The following is a 15,297-nucleotide window of genomic DNA, read 5'->3' as shown; positions in this document are numbered from 1 at the left end:
GCATGCTTCGATCATGACCTGGTCCACCGAGCAGCAGGAGTGGCGCAGCGGTCCGTGGTCGCTCGCGGTGCGCGGGGACGAGTTCGCCGACATCGCGTTCGACGGGGCTCCGGTGCTCAGATCCGTGCGGGCCGTCGTGCGGGATCGCAATTGGGACACGGCGCCGCTCGTGGTGGACCGCGTCCGCGACTCCGGTGCGACGCTGACCCTGCACGTGCACTCCGGCGCGCTGGGCTCGAGCTTCCGCGGCGTCGTCCGGGTCGAGGCGCGCCACACCCGGCTCGTCGTGATCGCCGACCTCGAATCCGAGCACGACTTCGCCTCGAACCGCACGGGACTGGTGGTGCTGCACCCTCCGCAGCTCGCGAGCGCCGCGCTGAGGGTCGCGCACACCGACGGAACGCTCGAAGAGTCGTCGTTCCCGGCGGCCATCAGCCCGCATCAGCCCGTGCGGGACATCGCCGCGCTGAGCTGGCTGCACTCGGGTCTGGAGGTCTCCGTCGGCTTCGCCGGCGACGTCTTCGAGATGGAGGATCAGCGCAACTGGTCGGATGCGTCCTACAAGACCTACAGCCGGCCGCTCGCGATCCCCTTCCCGTATGCGATCGCGGCGGGAGAGCGTGTGCGCCAGAGCGTCCAGATCGACGTGCGCGCCGTCACGGCTTCCGCCTCCCCGACCGACACCGACCGGATCAGCCTGCAGGACGGCGGCGCGGTCGTCCTGATCGGACTCGGCGCGGCGACCGGACCCGATCCGGCCCCGCCGGCACCGGCCGAGGGACCGCGAACGCTCCTGGTCGAGCTGGACCTGCGGACACCGAACTGGCGCGCGGCGCTCGAGCGCGCGGCGAGCGGGAAGTCACCGCTGGACGTGAGGCTCATCGGCACGCCGACGACTCTGCCTCGCGAGCTCGCCGCGTCGCTTGCCGCAGCGGCCGGCCTCACGGACATCGTGCGGGTCGGGGTCTTCGATGCCGACCTGCATGTCACGGATGCCGCCCTGCTCGCCGCCGTCCGCGACGTCGTGGCCGCCGCCGATCTGCACGTTCCGGTCATCGCGGGCTCCCGCGCCCACTTCACCGAGCTCAACCGCGAGTGGCACACGATCCCGCACGACGCGGACGGCATCGCCTTCAGCTCGACACCGCTGTTCCACTCGCTCGACACGCGGCAGCTCATCGAGTCCGTCGCGGTGCAGCGCACGATCGCGCGTCAGGCCGTCGGGCTCGCCGCGGGGCTTCCCGTGCACATCGGACCGGTGACGCTGCGGCCCCGCTTCAACGACGTCGCGACCACGCCCCCGACGCTGCCGAGCCGCTCGGATCTGTCGGAGGGCTACGGCGCGGAGTTCACGGGCGCCGTCGACACTCGGCAGCGGGCGCCCGAGCTGGCGGCGTGGACCGTCGCGAGCGCTGCCGCCCTGGCGGTGCCGGGCGTGGCGAGCATCGCGTACTTCGAGGAGTGGGGAGACCGCGGCATCCGCTCGGCCTCGGGCGCGCCGTTCCCCGTCGCCGCCGCCGTCGAGGCGCTCACCGCGCTGGCCGAGCCTGGCGCGGCGCTGCTGTGGGGGGACAGCCCCGACGGGCTCATCTGGGCGGTGGGTGCACGAACGGCCGATAGGGATGTCCTGCTCGTCGCGAATCTGGACGGTGTGCCGCGCGAGCTGACCGTCTCCGTCGGAGAGCACGCGCCGGTCGTCCGGGTCGACCCGCTGTCGTTCGGCCGCGTCGCGCTGCCCCGCTGACCCGGGCATCCGCCACGTCCCGCGCGCGATAACACGCGCTCCGAAATCATGCAAGGGCCGCTCGCGAGTTTGTGATCGGGCCCCTGAGCGTTCACGCTGGAACAAGAGCGCGTGATCTCGGCCACCTTCGTCCGGCCGGACCGCTCGGGCCTCGTTCCCCGAAGAACGACCCACACCGCCGGTGCCGAGACGCACCCACCTCCGAGCGAGAGCCGGCACGCCCCGTGCCTCCGCGCTGTCGCGCCGTCCCCGACCCGTACGTCCGTCACGACCCCCTGCGGCGTGACCACGTCAGAACCCGGAGCCCCTGTGGCCGCTGCACATCAGAACGACACCCCCACCCGCCGGAGGGCAGACGAATGACCACCCTCACCGACCGCCTGTACCGCGGACCCCGCCGCACCGACGCCGAACCCCTGGCGCGGGCGACCGAGAACAAGGCCGCCCAGTCCCCCACCCTCAGCCTGTTCGTCCTCGTGGCGACGGTCGGCGTTCTGGCCTACACGCTGTTCCTGTTCAATCCCGAGAACCGGGGCGACTGGCTGCCCTATTCGCTGGTGATCGTCGCCGAGGTCGTGCTCGTCTCGCAGGCGCTCGTATCGATGTGGACGATCCTCGCCGGCGGCCAGGATCCCCGCGGTTTCACCTTCCATCACGCGCAGGAGCGCCTCTACGACGGCGGCCTGGCCGACCGGCGCGGCGTGGCGGACTCCGCCGAGCGCTGGCCGATGTTCATCGGCGAGAAGCAGATCTCCGTCGACGTCTTCATCACCGTCTACGGCGAGGACATCGCCAAGATCCGTGAGACGACGGCGGCGGCCATCGCCTTGCGCGGCGAGCACACCACCTGGATCCTCGACGACGGCCGATCGGACGAGGTGCGCGATCTCGCCGCCGAGCTCGGGGCCAACTACGTGCGCCGGCTGTCCGGCAACGGCGCGAAGGCCGGCAACATCAACCACGCGCTCACCCTCGCCAAGGGCGAGTACTTCGCGATCTTCGACGCGGACTTCGTCCCCAAGCCGGACTTCCTCTACGAGACCGTGCCGTTCTTCATCGACGACGATGTGGCCTTCGTCCAGACCCCGCAGGCCTACGGCAACATGGACAACCTCGTCTCGCGCGGCGCCGGGTTCATGCAGTCGGTCTTCTACCGATTCATCCAGCCCGGCCGCAACCGGTTCAACGCGGCGTTCTGCGTCGGCACCAACGTCATCTTCCGCAGGTCCGCGATCGAGGACATCGGCGGAATGAACACCGACTCGAAGTCTGAGGACGTGTGGACCTCGCTCGAGCTGCACGAACGCGGATGGCGCTCGGTGTACATCCCGGTGACCCTCGCCGTCGGTGATGCTCCCGAGACGGTCGAGGACTACACGAAGCAGCAGATGCGGTGGGCATCAGGCGGATTCGAGATCCTCATGCAGCGCAACCCGCTCAGCCCGCGCACGCGACTCTCGCTCGATCAGCGTCTGCAGTACACCGTCACCGCCACGCACTACTTCGCCGGGATCACCCCGTTCCTGCTGCTGATGGTGCCGCCCATGGAGATCTTCTTCGACCTGCATCCCGTGGACCTCACCGTTACCCCGCTCACGTGGTTCCTGTTCTACGCGGGCTTCTACGGTCTCCAGATGCTGCTGGCGTTCCACACGATGGGCTCGTTCCGCATCGAGACGCTGGTCCTGGCGACCGTGTCGTTCCCCATCTACATCGCCGCCCTGCTCAACGTCTTCTCGGGGCGAGAGCAGAAGTGGCACGTGACGGGCGGAAGCGGCAAGCGCTCCTCGCCCTTCAACTTCATGATCCCCCAGGTCATGGTCTTCACCTTCCTGCTGCTGACCTCCGTCGTCGCGATCGGCAAGGACCTCGGGCATCAGAACCTCACCCTCGCCACCGCGTGGAATGTCACGAACACGATCGTGATCGGCGTGTTCATCGCCGCCGCCTTCCGCGAGTCGCACCGCGCGAAGGCAGCGGACCGACGCCAGCGCGTCCGCCTGTCCACGCCGACACCCGTCGAGCGCACCACCGCGGCCGTCCGGCCCGCAGCGCCCACGCTCGAACCCCAGCTCGCGTTCGCCACGCGTCGCTCACGCCGCTCTACCGACCTGCGCACCGACCGCAGCCGTCCGGCACCGGCATCCGAACTCACGACTCTCCACGACCTCTCCGAAGGGCGCACCGCATGACCTGGATCAATCGCCTCAAACTCCTCGCCGGCCTGCTGGTCGTGCTCGTCGCCGTCGCCGCGGCCACCATCGTCCTCAACCAGCGGGAGAGTCAGGGCGCGTCCTCCTCCGCCTCCATCCAGGCGCTGTCGTATTCGATCGGCTCCGACTACCCCGGCACGGTCGTCGAGCAGACCGTCTCGCAGGGCGACGAGGTGGAAAAGGGCCAGCCGCTGATGACGATCCAGAGTCCGGCGCTCACCCAGGCGCTCAGCAGCGAGACGATCAGCGTCCCGGCGAGCACGGCCTACACCGTGACGGATGACGGGATGCTGTCGCTGCTAGCCACCGAGAGCGGAGTCATCTCGAAGGTCGACGCCGGCGTGGGCGGCTTCGTCGCCGCCGGACAGCCGCTGGCGACGATCGACCGAGGCGAGGGCATGTTCGTCAGCGCCGAGTTCCGGCTCGAGCCGTACAACTTCGCCCGCGTCAAGAAGGGTGCTCGGGTCGAGCTGATCCTGCCCGACCACTCGCGCGTGAACGGCGAAGTCACCGACATCCGTGTGAGCACCGTGGATGGCCAGGCGGACGCCGACCTCACGATCGCCAGCAGCGATCTCGTGATGGGCGGCGCCGGGGGCCTCATCGCCTCGGGCACCCCGGTCACCGCGATCCTGCACCTCACCGAGGAGGGCCCGCTGGCCGGTGTCAAGAGCGCCTTCCAGCAGTTCCTCGAGCAGATCGGAGTCTGATGCGAGCCCGCCCGGTCGTCACCGCCGCTCTGCTCGGCGCCCTCCTGCTCTCGGCGAGCGCATGCACCGCGCAGCCGGCGGCAGCACCGAGCGGAGGCTCGGTGTTCGCCGATGATGCCGTCGCCGACACCGTCGCGCAGCTGCCGCACGAGTCGGTCGCTCCCCCGCCGCGCATGCGGCTCGCGGAGGGGCTGATTCCGCCGGCCAACCGGTGGTTCTCGGGCCTCGTCTTCGGCGACGAGCCGCAGCCGGTCTTCCCCCTGCCGCTGGCATTCGGGATCACCGGTGCCGGGTTCGAGTTCGGAGTGCCACCGGTGCAGACCGGCCCCGATACGATCGCCGCCGGCGCGAGCGCCGATGTGTCCGTCGCCTTCCCCTCCTCGGTCACTTCGACCGTGGTGGCGTATGACGACGCCTCGGTCACGATCGAGCTGACGGATGCCGCCGGCACCGCGTTCGGCACCGTCATCGTGGCCGAGGGTTCGCCGCTCGTGACGTTCACCGCTCAGGCGCAGACGACCCTGACCCTCGCCACAGCCCCGGCTCCGGCATCCACGAACGGCGTCTTCCGCACGACCATCGCCGGTCGCGAGTACGGCATGGTCGGCGACGCGGCGGTGGACGGCAGTGCGCTGAGCGTGCAGGACGGCGACACCGTCACCTGGTTCGCGGTACCGGACGGCGGCACGGTCGACGAGCTTGCTTCGTCGGTCGTCGCGGTCACCGGCGTCACGGCCGCCTCGGCCGTCTCCGCCGACACGGCGACGACCTCGCTCTCGTACGCGACCGACGGATCGGGCGACACGCTGATCGCCGCCCTCCCGCACCAGTACGACGCGCTCCAGGCTCCGGATGACGACGCCTGCGACCTCGGCACCTACGAGTCCGTCTACGGCACGATGCACCTGTGCGCCGGGCAGGAGCTCCGCTGGACAGCGGCGGCCGTCGAGCCTGCCGGCGCCCTCGACCTGGGCGGCGTCGAGGACGCCACCCTCGAGCAGATCCGCGCGCAGCTGGCGGAGGACGTCACGATGCCCGAGGAGCTGCCCGAGGACACCTACTTCGGCGGCAAGGCGCTGTATCGGCTGGCGAACCTGCTGCAGCTGGCCACGGATCTCGGCGACGAGGACTCCGCCGACACCGCGCGAACGCGCCTGGTCGACGCGCTCACCGACTGGACGACCGCGGACCGCTGCGAATCGGAGTCGACGCGCTGCTTCGTGTACGACCCCGAGGTCAGGGGAATCGTCGGCAAGGTCGCGTCGTTCGGGTCTGACGAGTTCAACGACCACCACTTCCACTACGGCTATCTGCTGTACGCGGCGGCGATCGCGGTGCAGGACGACCCGTCCCTGCAGACGCGGCTGCAGCCCGTGATGGACCTGGTCGCCGCCGACCTGGCGACCGACGGCGGCAGCTCGTTCTTCCCCGATCAGCGCGCCTTCGACGCGTACGCCGGACATTCGTGGGCCTCGGGCTACGTCCCGTTCCGCGACGGCAACAACCAGGAGTCCAGCTCCGAAGCCGTCGCCGCCTGGAACGGGCTGGCCCTCTGGGCCGACGTGACCGGCAACGATCCGCTCGCGGACGAAGCGCGCTGGATGCTCGCGAACGAAGCGGCCACCGCTCAGGCGTACTGGCTGGGGTTCGATCGGGACCAGGGCGTGTACCAGGACTACGACCACTCGATCGTCGCCTTGAACTGGGGCAGCAAACGCGACTACTCGACCTGGTTCAGTGCGGAGCCGGCCGCCAAGCTCGGCATCCAATTGATCCCGATGTCGCCCGCGTCGGCCTACCTCGCCGGCGATCGCGAGCGGATCACCGAGAACCTCGACGAGGGCGCCGCGCAGGGCTACGACGTGCAGTTCGGTGACTACATGCTCATGTACGCCGCGCTGCGGGGTCCGGATGCCGCCGCCGATGCGCTCGCGCAGGCACAGCAGCCGGGACTGCCGATCGATGACGCGAACTCTCGCAGCTACCTCATCGCATTCCTCGCGAGCGAGGCCGAGAGGTAGGCCCGGTCGTCCCGGGCGTGACGGCTGCGTCAGCGCTTCGGCGTCCAGCCGGGCGGCAGCGGTGCGTCCAGGCCGGCGCGCTCACGGTCGGCGGCCGCTGACCAGCCCTGCGCGGCATCCGTCCCGTCGAAGCCTCCGCGCGCCAGGCGAAGCCCGACGTCCTCATGCTGGGTGCGCGGCGGCCCGCCGCGACGCGTCGACGCCCGGACGCTCCAGGCGTCATCCGCCCAGCCGCCCCCGCGGAAGACGCGGTACGCGTCGTACCGGGCGGGATCAAGCAGGTCCCAGCACCACTCCCAGACGTTTCCGAGGGTGTCGAACAGCCCGTTGAGATTGGGAAGCCTGCCGCCGACGTCCTGCGGCGAGGTGAGACCGTCCGCACTGGTCCACGCGATCTCCGCGAGCGGGCCGTACTGCGGCGCCGTCGAGCCCGCGCGGCAGGCGAATTCCCATTCCGCTTCCGTCGGCAGCCGGAAGCCGTCGGCATCCACCTGCCAGGTCACGTCCTCGCCGTCGAATGTGTACGCCGGGTCCAGACCCTCCCACTCCGACGCCGCGTTGCACAGCCGGATCGCGCGCAGCCAGCTGATCTCGGTCGCCGGCCGGCGCGGATGAGGCGCCGGCTCGCCGATGAGCTCGGCCACCTGCTCCTGCGTGAGCGGGTACACGCCGATCTCGAACGGCTCCAGCTCGACGCTCCACCGCCGCTTCCGGCGCGCATCGTGCAGTTGCACCATTCCCGCGCCGATGCGGCTCATCTCGATCTCGGACACCGGGGAAGTATGCCACGGCCAGGACAGTGCTCCGCTCGGTTGGCGGGCTTCGTCGGATGCCGCTGCCGAAGCGCCCGTTTGCGCCAACCGGCCGCGGCTACCCCGCGGGAGCGCCGGAGACCGCAGCGGTGGAGGCGCGCACCACGAGCTCGGGTTCGAACACCACGTGCTGGGCGGCCGAATCCGGGTCCTCGATCTCGGCGAGCAGGATGCGCAGGGCCGTCTCGCCCATCAGCTGACTGGGCTGACGCACCGACGACAGCGGCACGACGGCTGCCGCGGCGAAGTCGATGTCGTCGAACCCGATGATCGCCACCTCCTCCGGCACCCGCACTCCGGCTCCCGCCAGCCCCTGCAGCACGCCGATCGCGACCAGGTCGTTCGCTGCGAAGACCGCGTCGGGGCGGTCGGCGCGCGGACGGGCAGCGATCGCCTGACCCGTCGCGCGTCCGTCGGCGACGCTCGCCGCGGCCGTCGGCACGCTTTCGAACGACACACCGGAAGCGCCGGCCACGGCCCGCCGCGCTCCGCTCTCGCGGTCGACGATCTGCCGGATGTCGAACGGTCCGCCGGTGAACAGGATGCGGCGCCGCCCCGCGCGGATCAGGTGATCGGCCGCGAGCCAGCCCCCCTTCTCGTCATCGACGCTCACCGAGCTGAACAGGTCGTCCTCGCTGCGGCGGTCGACGAGCACCGTCGGCGTCCCGCGCTCGCGCAGGCGCCGCAGCTGCGACCCGACCTCCCGGTAGGGCGAGATCAGGATGCCGCGCACCCGCTGCTCCTCGAACAGGTCGAGGTACCCGGCCTCGCGGTCGACGTCCTCGTCGCTGTTGCCCAGGATCACCGCGAGTCCGTGGCGGGCGGCTTCGCTCTCGGCCCCGCGGGCGAGATCGGTGAAGAACGGGTTGCGCACATCCAGCACGACGAGGCCGACCGTGGAGCTGCGGCCGACACGCAGCTGACGAGCGGCGTCGTTGCGTACGTAGCCCAGCTCCTCGATCGCCTCGCGGACGCGGCGGACGGCATCCGGCGACACCTTCTCGCGGTGGTTGAGCACGTTCGAGACCGTCCCGACCGACACCCCTGCCCGCTCGGCGACGTCCCGGATGTTGGCGCTCATCGGGGCTGGAAACCCAGCGTGCTGGCCCGCGCGACGAGCTCCGGCTTGAAGACCCGGTGCCGGGAGGCGACCGAGCTGTCCTCCATCACGTCGAACAGCAGATCGACCACCGCCACCCCGAATCCCTCGTGCCGGCCCCGGACGGTGCTGAGCGGGATGATGGACGCCTCCGCGAACTCGGTGTCGTCGTAGCCGACCAGGGCGAGGTCCTCGGGTACCCGGACGCCGTCGGACACCAGCGTCTGCAGCATCCCGAGAGCCAGCAGGTCATTCACGGCGAAGACGCCGTCGGGCCGCTGGTCGACGGCTCTGCCGAGCAGGGCCGAGGCCACCTCGCGGCCGCCGCGGATCGTGCGGTCGGGCTGATTGATGACTTCGAGGGTCACCCCTTCTCCGTGCGCGCTCACCGCTTCGCTGGCGCCGGCGAGCCGGTCGGCGACCTGGGGGATGCCGAGCGGACCGCCGACGAACGCGATGCGGCGGCATCCCACGGTCAGCAGGTGCTCCATCGCCTGACGACCCCCGTCGACGTCATCCAGCGACACCGACGCCTGGTCGTGGGAACGCGCAGCCTGTCCGACGAGCACCGACGGCGTGCCCCGGCTGCGCACAGCCGCCAGACGGTCCTCGATCGGAAGGTGCGACGAGACGATCAGCCCGCGCACCTGATGCTGCTCGAAGACACGCAGATACGCGTCCTCGCGCTCCTTGCTGCGGTGGGAGTTCGCGAGGAACACGCTGACCCCGAAGTCCGACGCCCGCCGCTCCACGCTCTCGGCGATCTCGGCGAAGTAGGGGTTGCTCACGTCGGGCGCGATGTAGCCGATCACGGTGCTGATGCCCATGCGCAGCTGGCGCCCGGCATTGCTGGGGACGAACCCGAGCGTCTCGATCGCCGCACGGATGCGATCGGCCTTCTCGGCCGAGACCTTATCGGGGTGGTTCAGGTAGTGCGAGACCGTGCCGACGGCGACGCCGGCGTGCGCGGCGACCTCGCGAATCCCGACTCTGGCCATGCCTCATCCCCTCGCGCCGTCGCGTGCGCCCGGAACGCGCATTGAACAGAACTGTACAACACGTCCGGATGCCGCTCGCTGGCGTATCGGAACGTTTCAATGTCAGACTGTCTGAGCCGACCCGATCACCCGAGGAGCAATGATGCTGGAGCGCTGGAAGCGCCTGCTCGAAGAGGACATCCACCACAGCTGCGAGCAGATGATGCGCGAGCCGGCCGGAATCCTGGCGCACCCGTACACCGTGCCGAGCACGCCCGACTCGCCGTACTACTCCTCGGCACTGTGGGACTGGGATTCCTGGTTCATCAGCGCGGTCCTGGGCCAGGTCGAGGCGGACACCGATCGCAAGGGGCACTTCTTCTCGTACGAAGAGGGCTGCATCCTCAACTTCCTCGAGCACACCGACGCCGACGGCGTCATGCCGATCCAGCTCAAGCCGGAGGGCGCCCTGACCCACCGGGATGCCGGCCGGACGGGCGAATTCTCCGAGAACATGCACAAGCCGGTGCTCGCGCAGCACGCCGCGATGCTCGCACAGCGCCGGGGAGACGCGAGCTGGCTCGGCCCGCGCATCGACACGCTGGGGCGCTTCCTGCAGCGCTACCTCGAAAGCCACGTGCACGAGGAGACGGGGCTCGCCTACTGGCAGACCGACTTCGCCGTGGGCGTGGACAACGACCCGTCGGTGTACTACCGGCCGGAGAAGAGCACGGCCTCGATCTACCTCAACTGCCTGCTGTACCGCGAGCTGCTCGCCTACGGCTATCTGCTCGAGGAGGCGGGTCGCCAGGTCGAGGCCAATCGCTGGCGCGGGCGTGCGCAGAATCTCGCGGATGCGGTGAACACCCACTGCTGGGACGAACGGGACGGCACGTTCTACAGTGTCGATCTGAACCTTCGGCCCATCGACGAAGACGACTGGCTGCACAGCGGCGCCCCGCGCAGGTGGTCGACGCTTCTGCTGCGCATCGACAGCTGGTCGAGCTTCCTGCCGCTGTGGGCGGGCTTCGCCTCGCACGAACAAGCCGAGCGGATGCGGGAGCGCTACCGCGATCCGCGCACCTTCAGCGCCACGTACGGCGTTCGGACCCTCTCCCGCCTCGAGAAGATGTACGACCTGCGGGCCTCGAACAATCCGTCGAACTGGCTCGGACCGATCTGGGGGATCAGCAACTATCTGGTCTTCCGCGGACTGCTCAAGTACGGCTTCACCGATGATGCGCGGGAGCTCGCCGAGAAGACGGTGCGCTTGTTCGGGCAGGACATGGACGCGAACGGCTGCCTGCACGAGTACTACCATCCCGACAGCGGCGAGCCGATCGTGACCAAGGGTTTTCAGAACTGGAACTTCCTCGTGCTGAACATGATCGCCCACCTCGACGGCCGGCCGATGGTCACCGAGTACTGACGGATGTCGTTGCAGGGCGTTACCGAATTGTGACGTTTCAATGTGCTTGACAGCCGCCCGACCGCTGATCTAGCATTCCCAATTGAAACGTCTCAATGATGACGTCACTTTCAAGGAGGAAATGTGTCCACAGCAACAGCGCGGCGTCTTCGCAAGCCGCTCGTCAGCGCCCTCGCCCTGGCCGGTGCCGGCGTGCTCGTCCTCGCCGGCTGCTCCGGCGGCGGCGACAGTGGCGGCGGATCCGGTGACAACCCGACGACCTTCGAGTTCCTCAAGAACGCGGAGAACACCACCACCGAGCCCATCCTGCAGGCCCTCGCCGACGACGTCTGCTCCGCGGAGCAGGAGGCGGCCCCGCTCGAGATCAACTCCATCCCCCAGGCCGACCTCGATGCACAGGTGCAGCTGCTGGCCACGCAGGACGGACTTCCGCCGACGTTCTCCGCCGGTGGAAACCCGGCCGAGGGCGCGAAGCTCTGGGAAGCCGGCTACCTGGTCGACTTCGACGAGGCACTGACCGACCTGGGCGTTCGCGACAAGGTGTCGGACGGAGCCGTCTCCACGATCGAGAAGCTCTACGGCGGCGCGTTCAACTTCCTGCCGTACCAGTACAACATCGAGGGCATCTTCTACAACAAGGCGATCTTCGAGGAGAACGGCTGGGCCGTGCCCGAGACCTGGGACGATCTCCTGACCGTCGCCGGTGAGGCCAAGGCCGCAGGACTGACCGCCTTCGCCGCCTCGGGTGAGCAGGGCTGGCCCCTGACCCGGCTCGTCAGCGGCTACATCTTCCGCTCCCTCGGCCCCGACGCGATGCAGGCGGTCGCCGACGGCGATGCAAAGCTGACCGACCCGGAGTACGTCGCGGCGGCGCAGCAGATCGCGGATCTGGGAGCACAGGGCTACTTCGGCGACAATGTCGCGTCGCTGGACTACGACGCCGCCACCAACGAGTTCCTCACCGGCAAGGCCGCGATGATCTACATGGGCAGCTGGCTGCTGGGCAACATCAACAGCGATGCGAACCAGATCGGAGCCGACAACGTCGGATTCATGCCCTTCCCGGCGGTCGACGGCGGCGCCGGCTCGATCGACGAGTACCCCTCGAACGTCGGCCTTCCGGCCACCTTCAACGCCAAGACGTACGCGGCGGACAACAACGTCGGCGCCTGGCTGAAGTGCATCACCGAGAACTACGGCAACGAGGCGCTCAAGCAGGGCCAGATCACCGGCTTCGTGGCCGATGACACGAGCATCGAGCTGCCGGCGATCTCGCAGACCATCAAGGAGACGATCGACACGTCCAGCGACAGCGTGCTCTGGTTCGAGGCGCTCTTCAACGCCAAGGCGAGCTCGGTGTCCTCGACGAATGCAGCGCTGCTGGTGACCGGGCAGATGACGCCCGAGGACTTCATGACAGCTGTGCAGGACGCTCTCGACCAGGGTTGATCCCTGCGCCCCGGTGCAGGCGGGCACACCGCCTGCACCGGGGCCACATCCCTCTCCGTCCGGAGTTCCCGCTCAAGCTCTCGAAAGGGCGCCACCCATGAAGTCCGTCCTCGGCGACCGCAAGGCGATCACCCTCCTGCTGACCCCCGCGCTGCTGGTCTACACCCTGATCATCCTGGTTCCGGTGGCCTGGTCGTTCGGCCTGACCTTCTTCAGCGGCAGCGCCCTCGAAGGATTCGAGTTCGTCGGGCTGGAAAACTTCTCCCGCCTGTTCTCGGACCCCTACGTCTGGGATGCGTTCTGGTTCACGATCAAATACGCCCTGCTGGTGACCCTGTTCCAGGTCGTGCTGGGCTACGGCCTCGCGCTGCTGTACAACTTCGTGCTGCGCAAATCCTCCGTGCTCGTGCGGACGCTGGTCTTCTTCCCCGTCGTGCTGCCGACCGTGGCGATCGCCCTGCTGTATCAGAAGCTGTTCCAGTCGGCGCCCGTCGACGGCCTGGTCAACGAGCTCCTCGTCAACGTCGGGCTCTCGTCCGTGGACTGGCTCGGGGCGGGCACGACCGCGTTCGTGGTCATCGTCATCATGGACGTCTGGAGATCGGTCGGCTTCTACGGCGTGCTGGTGTTCTCCGGACTTCTGGACATCCCCGACGAGATCATCGAATCCGCCCGGATCGACGGAGCCAAATCCTTCAAGCTCCTGCGCCACATCGTGCTCCCGATGTCGCTGCCGATCCTGTTCGCCTCCTTCATCTTCAGCATCAACGGCACCATCAAGGTGTTCGACTCCGTGTTCGCCCTGACCGGCGGAGGCCCCGGCAACTCGACGACTCCCCTGACGCTGTACATGTACCGCACGGCGTTCCAGTTCAGCGACTACGGCTACGGCTCGACGATCGCTCTGCTGCTGACCGTCATGTGCCTGGTCGTCACCCTCGTCATCTTCCGATCGTCGCGTCGCGACCTGAGCGTCTGAAACGGGCTCCGACATGACCACGACACTCGAGACCACCGCGGTCCACACCCAGCGGGCCGTGATCTCGCACTCCGGCGGACCGGGAGCGGCATTCGTGCGCTTCCTCAAGCGGATCCCCGCCTGGCTGACGATCGCCTTCCTCATCATCGTCACGGCGTATCCGCTGTTCTGGATGTTCATCAACTCGCTGAAATCCAACAGCGACTTCCTGAACAATCCGTCGTACGCCTTCCCCGAAGTCTGGCAGTGGTCCAACTACCCGCTCGCGTGGGAGACCGGCAACCTCGCCACGACGATCTCCAACTCGATCATCGTCACCGTGCCCTCCCTGTTCTTCATCGTGATCCTCGGCACGGCGGCGGGCTTCGCCCTCGAGATCCTCGTGTTCAAGGGTCGAGCCGCGGTCCTGCTGCTCTTCCTCGCGGGCATCATGATCCCCGGTCAGATGATCGTGCTCCCCCTGTTCACGGCGTTCTTCAAGGTCGGCATCACCGGCACGTACCTGCCGATGATCCTGATCTACACGGCGGCCGGGCTGCCGCTGACCGTCTTCATGATGGCCACGTACTTCCGGGCCATCCCCCGCGAGATCTTCGAGGCCTCCACGCTCGACGGCGCCTCGATGATCCGCGCGTTCTTCTCCATCGGGCTGCCCATGATGCGAAACGCCGTGCTCACGGTCGCGATCGTGCAGTTCTTCCTCATCTGGAACGACCTGCTCATCGCGCTCATCTTCGGCGGCAAGAAGTCCCTCAACACGATCCAGGTCGGCCTGCTGAACTTCTCCGGCGAGTACGGCGCCATCAACTACGGACCGCTGTTCGCCGCCATCTGCATCACATCCGGCGGCATCCTGATCCTGTATCTGTTCCTGAACCAGCAGATCATGAAGGGTCTCGCGGCCGGAGCGGTCAAGGGCTGATGCTCGGGCACCACCCGCGGCACGCCGCCGGCGCGTCAGCGCCAGTCGTGAACAGCCGTGAAGCCGAGCGCGCTCTGGATCTTCCTGGTCGACATGAGCGACTCGTACTCGCCGAGATCGTCGGCGACCGGCGTGCCGGGGAACCAGCGTGCGGCCAGCTCGCGGGACGGGATGCCGGAGCCGGAGCCCGGCGCGGCGACGTTGTACACCTCGAAGCCGGGCTGCGCGCCGGCCAGCGCCAGACTCACCGCCGCCGCACCGTCGCGGGCGTCGATCCAGGAGCCGACGAGGTCGCGCCGGTAATCAGGGTCGTCCGCCCGAGCGAAGGTCGCGTAGCCGTCGGGCGCGACGACGTTCGTGAAGCGCAGTGCGGTGATGGCGGAATCGGGATGCCAGCCGGCGAGCTGAGCGGCCATCGACTCCTCGACGACCTTTCCCAGGCCGTAGGTGTTGAAGGCCCGGGTGTAGGTCTCGTCGACGGGCAGAGCGGGCGGGGCGACATCGAACGGAAAGCCCATCGCGGTGATGCTGGATGCCAGCACGATGTTGCGGATCCCCGCGCGATGCGCGGCGAAGAGCACGTGGTACGAGGCGGACAGGTTGTTCTCGAACGTCGTCACATCCGGAACGAGTCCGTTGACCGGGATCGCCGCCAGGTGCACGACCGCCTCGAAGCCGTCGTGGCGCGCCGTGACACCGAGGAGCGCATCGAGGGTCTGGCCGTAGTCCGAGAGGTCGACGCGGGTGAATCCGTCGCCGGGCGCGCCGGTGAGGTCGAATCCCCGCACGTCGTGTCCGTCGGCCCGAAGCCGCTCGACCGTGGCGCGGCCGAGGGTTCCGCTGCTGCCGGTCACCACTATGCGCATGAGAGAGCCTCCGTGCTCGAGTCCCGTGGATCGATGCGTCGCCGCCTCGACGGCGGTCGCGCCGCCCAATTGAAAC

The 15,297-nt window shown here is 68.6% G+C and carries 12 protein-coding genes; 8 read left to right on the top strand and 4 right to left on the bottom strand.

The window, feature by feature from the left end; genetic code table 11:
• Positions 1–13 precede the first annotated feature (13 nt).
• The 4 genes from RWQ91_RS07820 to RWQ91_RS07805 all read left to right on the top strand — a co-directional run bounded on the left by RWQ91_RS07820 (position 14) and on the right by RWQ91_RS07805 (position 6,688).
• Positions 14–1,744, top strand: coding sequence for a hypothetical protein (locus RWQ91_RS07820; protein WP_314504478.1), 1,731 nt, complete (start codon positions 14–16; stop codon positions 1,742–1,744).
• Positions 1,745–2,103: 359 nt separating this feature from the next.
• On the top strand, positions 2,104–3,936 hold the full coding sequence (locus RWQ91_RS07815; protein ID WP_314504475.1) for a glycosyltransferase family 2 protein: 1,833 nt from the start codon (positions 2,104–2,106) through the stop codon (positions 3,934–3,936).
• Positions 3,933–4,667: an HlyD family secretion protein gene (locus RWQ91_RS07810; protein WP_314504472.1), complete on the top strand. Its 735-nt coding sequence runs from the start codon at positions 3,933–3,935 to the stop codon at positions 4,665–4,667. Before RWQ91_RS07815 ends, RWQ91_RS07810 begins: the two co-directional genes overlap by 4 nt.
• Entirely contained in the window at positions 4,667–6,688 is a 2,022-nt protein-coding gene (locus RWQ91_RS07805) for a glycosyl hydrolase (protein ID WP_314504469.1), read from the top strand. The genes RWQ91_RS07810 and RWQ91_RS07805 overlap by 1 nt, the downstream gene beginning before the upstream one ends.
• A 29-nt stretch (positions 6,689–6,717) precedes the next feature.
• Here RWQ91_RS07805 and RWQ91_RS07800 read toward each other — a convergent pair whose 3' ends face one another.
• The 3 genes from RWQ91_RS07800 to RWQ91_RS07790 form a co-directional block, all read right to left on the bottom strand.
• Positions 6,718–7,446 (bottom strand): formylglycine-generating enzyme family protein, encoded by a 729-nt coding sequence (locus RWQ91_RS07800; protein WP_399546217.1) that lies wholly within the window; start codon positions 7,444–7,446, stop codon positions 6,718–6,720.
• Between the two features lie 112 nt (positions 7,447–7,558).
• Positions 7,559–8,581: a LacI family DNA-binding transcriptional regulator gene (locus RWQ91_RS07795; protein WP_314504465.1), complete on the bottom strand. Its 1,023-nt coding sequence runs from the start codon at positions 8,579–8,581 to the stop codon at positions 7,559–7,561.
• Positions 8,578–9,597 carry a LacI family DNA-binding transcriptional regulator gene (locus RWQ91_RS07790; RefSeq protein WP_314504463.1) on the bottom strand — a complete coding sequence of 340 codons (1,020 nt, stop codon included), beginning with the start codon at positions 9,595–9,597 and terminating at the stop codon, positions 8,578–8,580. Before RWQ91_RS07790 ends, RWQ91_RS07795 begins: the two co-directional genes overlap by 4 nt.
• A gap of 142 nt (positions 9,598–9,739) precedes the next feature.
• On the opposite strand from RWQ91_RS07790, the gene RWQ91_RS07785 reads away from it, so the two are divergent.
• From RWQ91_RS07785 to RWQ91_RS07770, 4 genes are all read left to right on the top strand, one after another.
• Entirely contained in the window at positions 9,740–11,005 is a 1,266-nt protein-coding gene (locus RWQ91_RS07785; RefSeq protein ID WP_314504462.1) for an MGH1-like glycoside hydrolase domain-containing protein, read from the top strand.
• Positions 11,006–11,128: 123 nt separating this feature from the next.
• Positions 11,129–12,454, top strand: coding sequence for an extracellular solute-binding protein (locus RWQ91_RS07780; protein WP_314504460.1), 1,326 nt, complete (start codon positions 11,129–11,131; stop codon positions 12,452–12,454).
• Positions 12,455–12,551: 97 nt separating this feature from the next.
• Positions 12,552–13,433, top strand: coding sequence for a sugar ABC transporter permease (locus RWQ91_RS07775; RefSeq protein WP_314504458.1), 882 nt, complete (start codon positions 12,552–12,554; stop codon positions 13,431–13,433).
• Between the two features lie 13 nt (positions 13,434–13,446).
• Positions 13,447–14,355 (top strand): carbohydrate ABC transporter permease, encoded by a 909-nt coding sequence (locus RWQ91_RS07770; RefSeq protein WP_314504456.1) that lies wholly within the window; start codon positions 13,447–13,449, stop codon positions 14,353–14,355.
• A 35-nt stretch (positions 14,356–14,390) separates the two neighbouring features.
• On the opposite strand, the gene RWQ91_RS07765 is transcribed toward RWQ91_RS07770, so the two are convergent.
• On the bottom strand, positions 14,391–15,221 hold the full coding sequence (locus RWQ91_RS07765; protein WP_314504453.1) for an NAD(P)-dependent oxidoreductase: 831 nt from the start codon (positions 15,219–15,221) through the stop codon (positions 14,391–14,393).
• Between the last annotated feature and the right edge of the window lie 76 nt (positions 15,222–15,297).

Source organism: uncultured Microbacterium sp. (assembly GCF_963524805.1).
Classification (GTDB): Bacteria; Actinomycetota; Actinomycetes; order Actinomycetales; family Microbacteriaceae; genus Microbacterium.
The sequence above is the reverse complement of the archived record's forward strand: the minus strand, read 5'-3'. Positions and strand labels throughout refer to the sequence as shown.

Bases quoted from the DNA above. Each gene is read 5' to 3' on its own strand.
- RWQ91_RS07820 (WP_314504478.1), top strand. From the start codon at position 14: ATGACCTGGTCCACCGAGCAGCAGGAGTGGCGCAGCGGTCCGTGGTCG.
- RWQ91_RS07815 (WP_314504475.1), top strand. From the start codon at position 2,104: ATGACCACCCTCACCGACCGCCTGTACCGCGGACCCCGCCGCACCGAC.
- RWQ91_RS07810 (WP_314504472.1), top strand. From the start codon at position 3,933: ATGACCTGGATCAATCGCCTCAAACTCCTCGCCGGCCTGCTGGTCGTG.
- RWQ91_RS07805 (WP_314504469.1), top strand. From the start codon at position 4,667: ATGCGAGCCCGCCCGGTCGTCACCGCCGCTCTGCTCGGCGCCCTCCTG.
- RWQ91_RS07800 (WP_399546217.1), bottom strand. From the start codon at position 7,446: ATGAGCCGCATCGGCGCGGGAATGGTGCAACTGCACGATGCGCGCCGG.
- RWQ91_RS07795 (WP_314504465.1), bottom strand. From the start codon at position 8,581: ATGAGCGCCAACATCCGGGACGTCGCCGAGCGGGCAGGGGTGTCGGTC.
- RWQ91_RS07790 (WP_314504463.1), bottom strand. From the start codon at position 9,597: ATGGCCAGAGTCGGGATTCGCGAGGTCGCCGCGCACGCCGGCGTCGCC.
- RWQ91_RS07785 (WP_314504462.1), top strand. From the start codon at position 9,740: ATGCTGGAGCGCTGGAAGCGCCTGCTCGAAGAGGACATCCACCACAGC.
- RWQ91_RS07775 (WP_314504458.1), top strand. From the start codon at position 12,552: ATGAAGTCCGTCCTCGGCGACCGCAAGGCGATCACCCTCCTGCTGACC.
- RWQ91_RS07770 (WP_314504456.1), top strand. From the start codon at position 13,447: ATGACCACGACACTCGAGACCACCGCGGTCCACACCCAGCGGGCCGTG.
- RWQ91_RS07765 (WP_314504453.1), bottom strand. From the start codon at position 15,221: ATGCGCATAGTGGTGACCGGCAGCAGCGGAACCCTCGGCCGCGCCACG.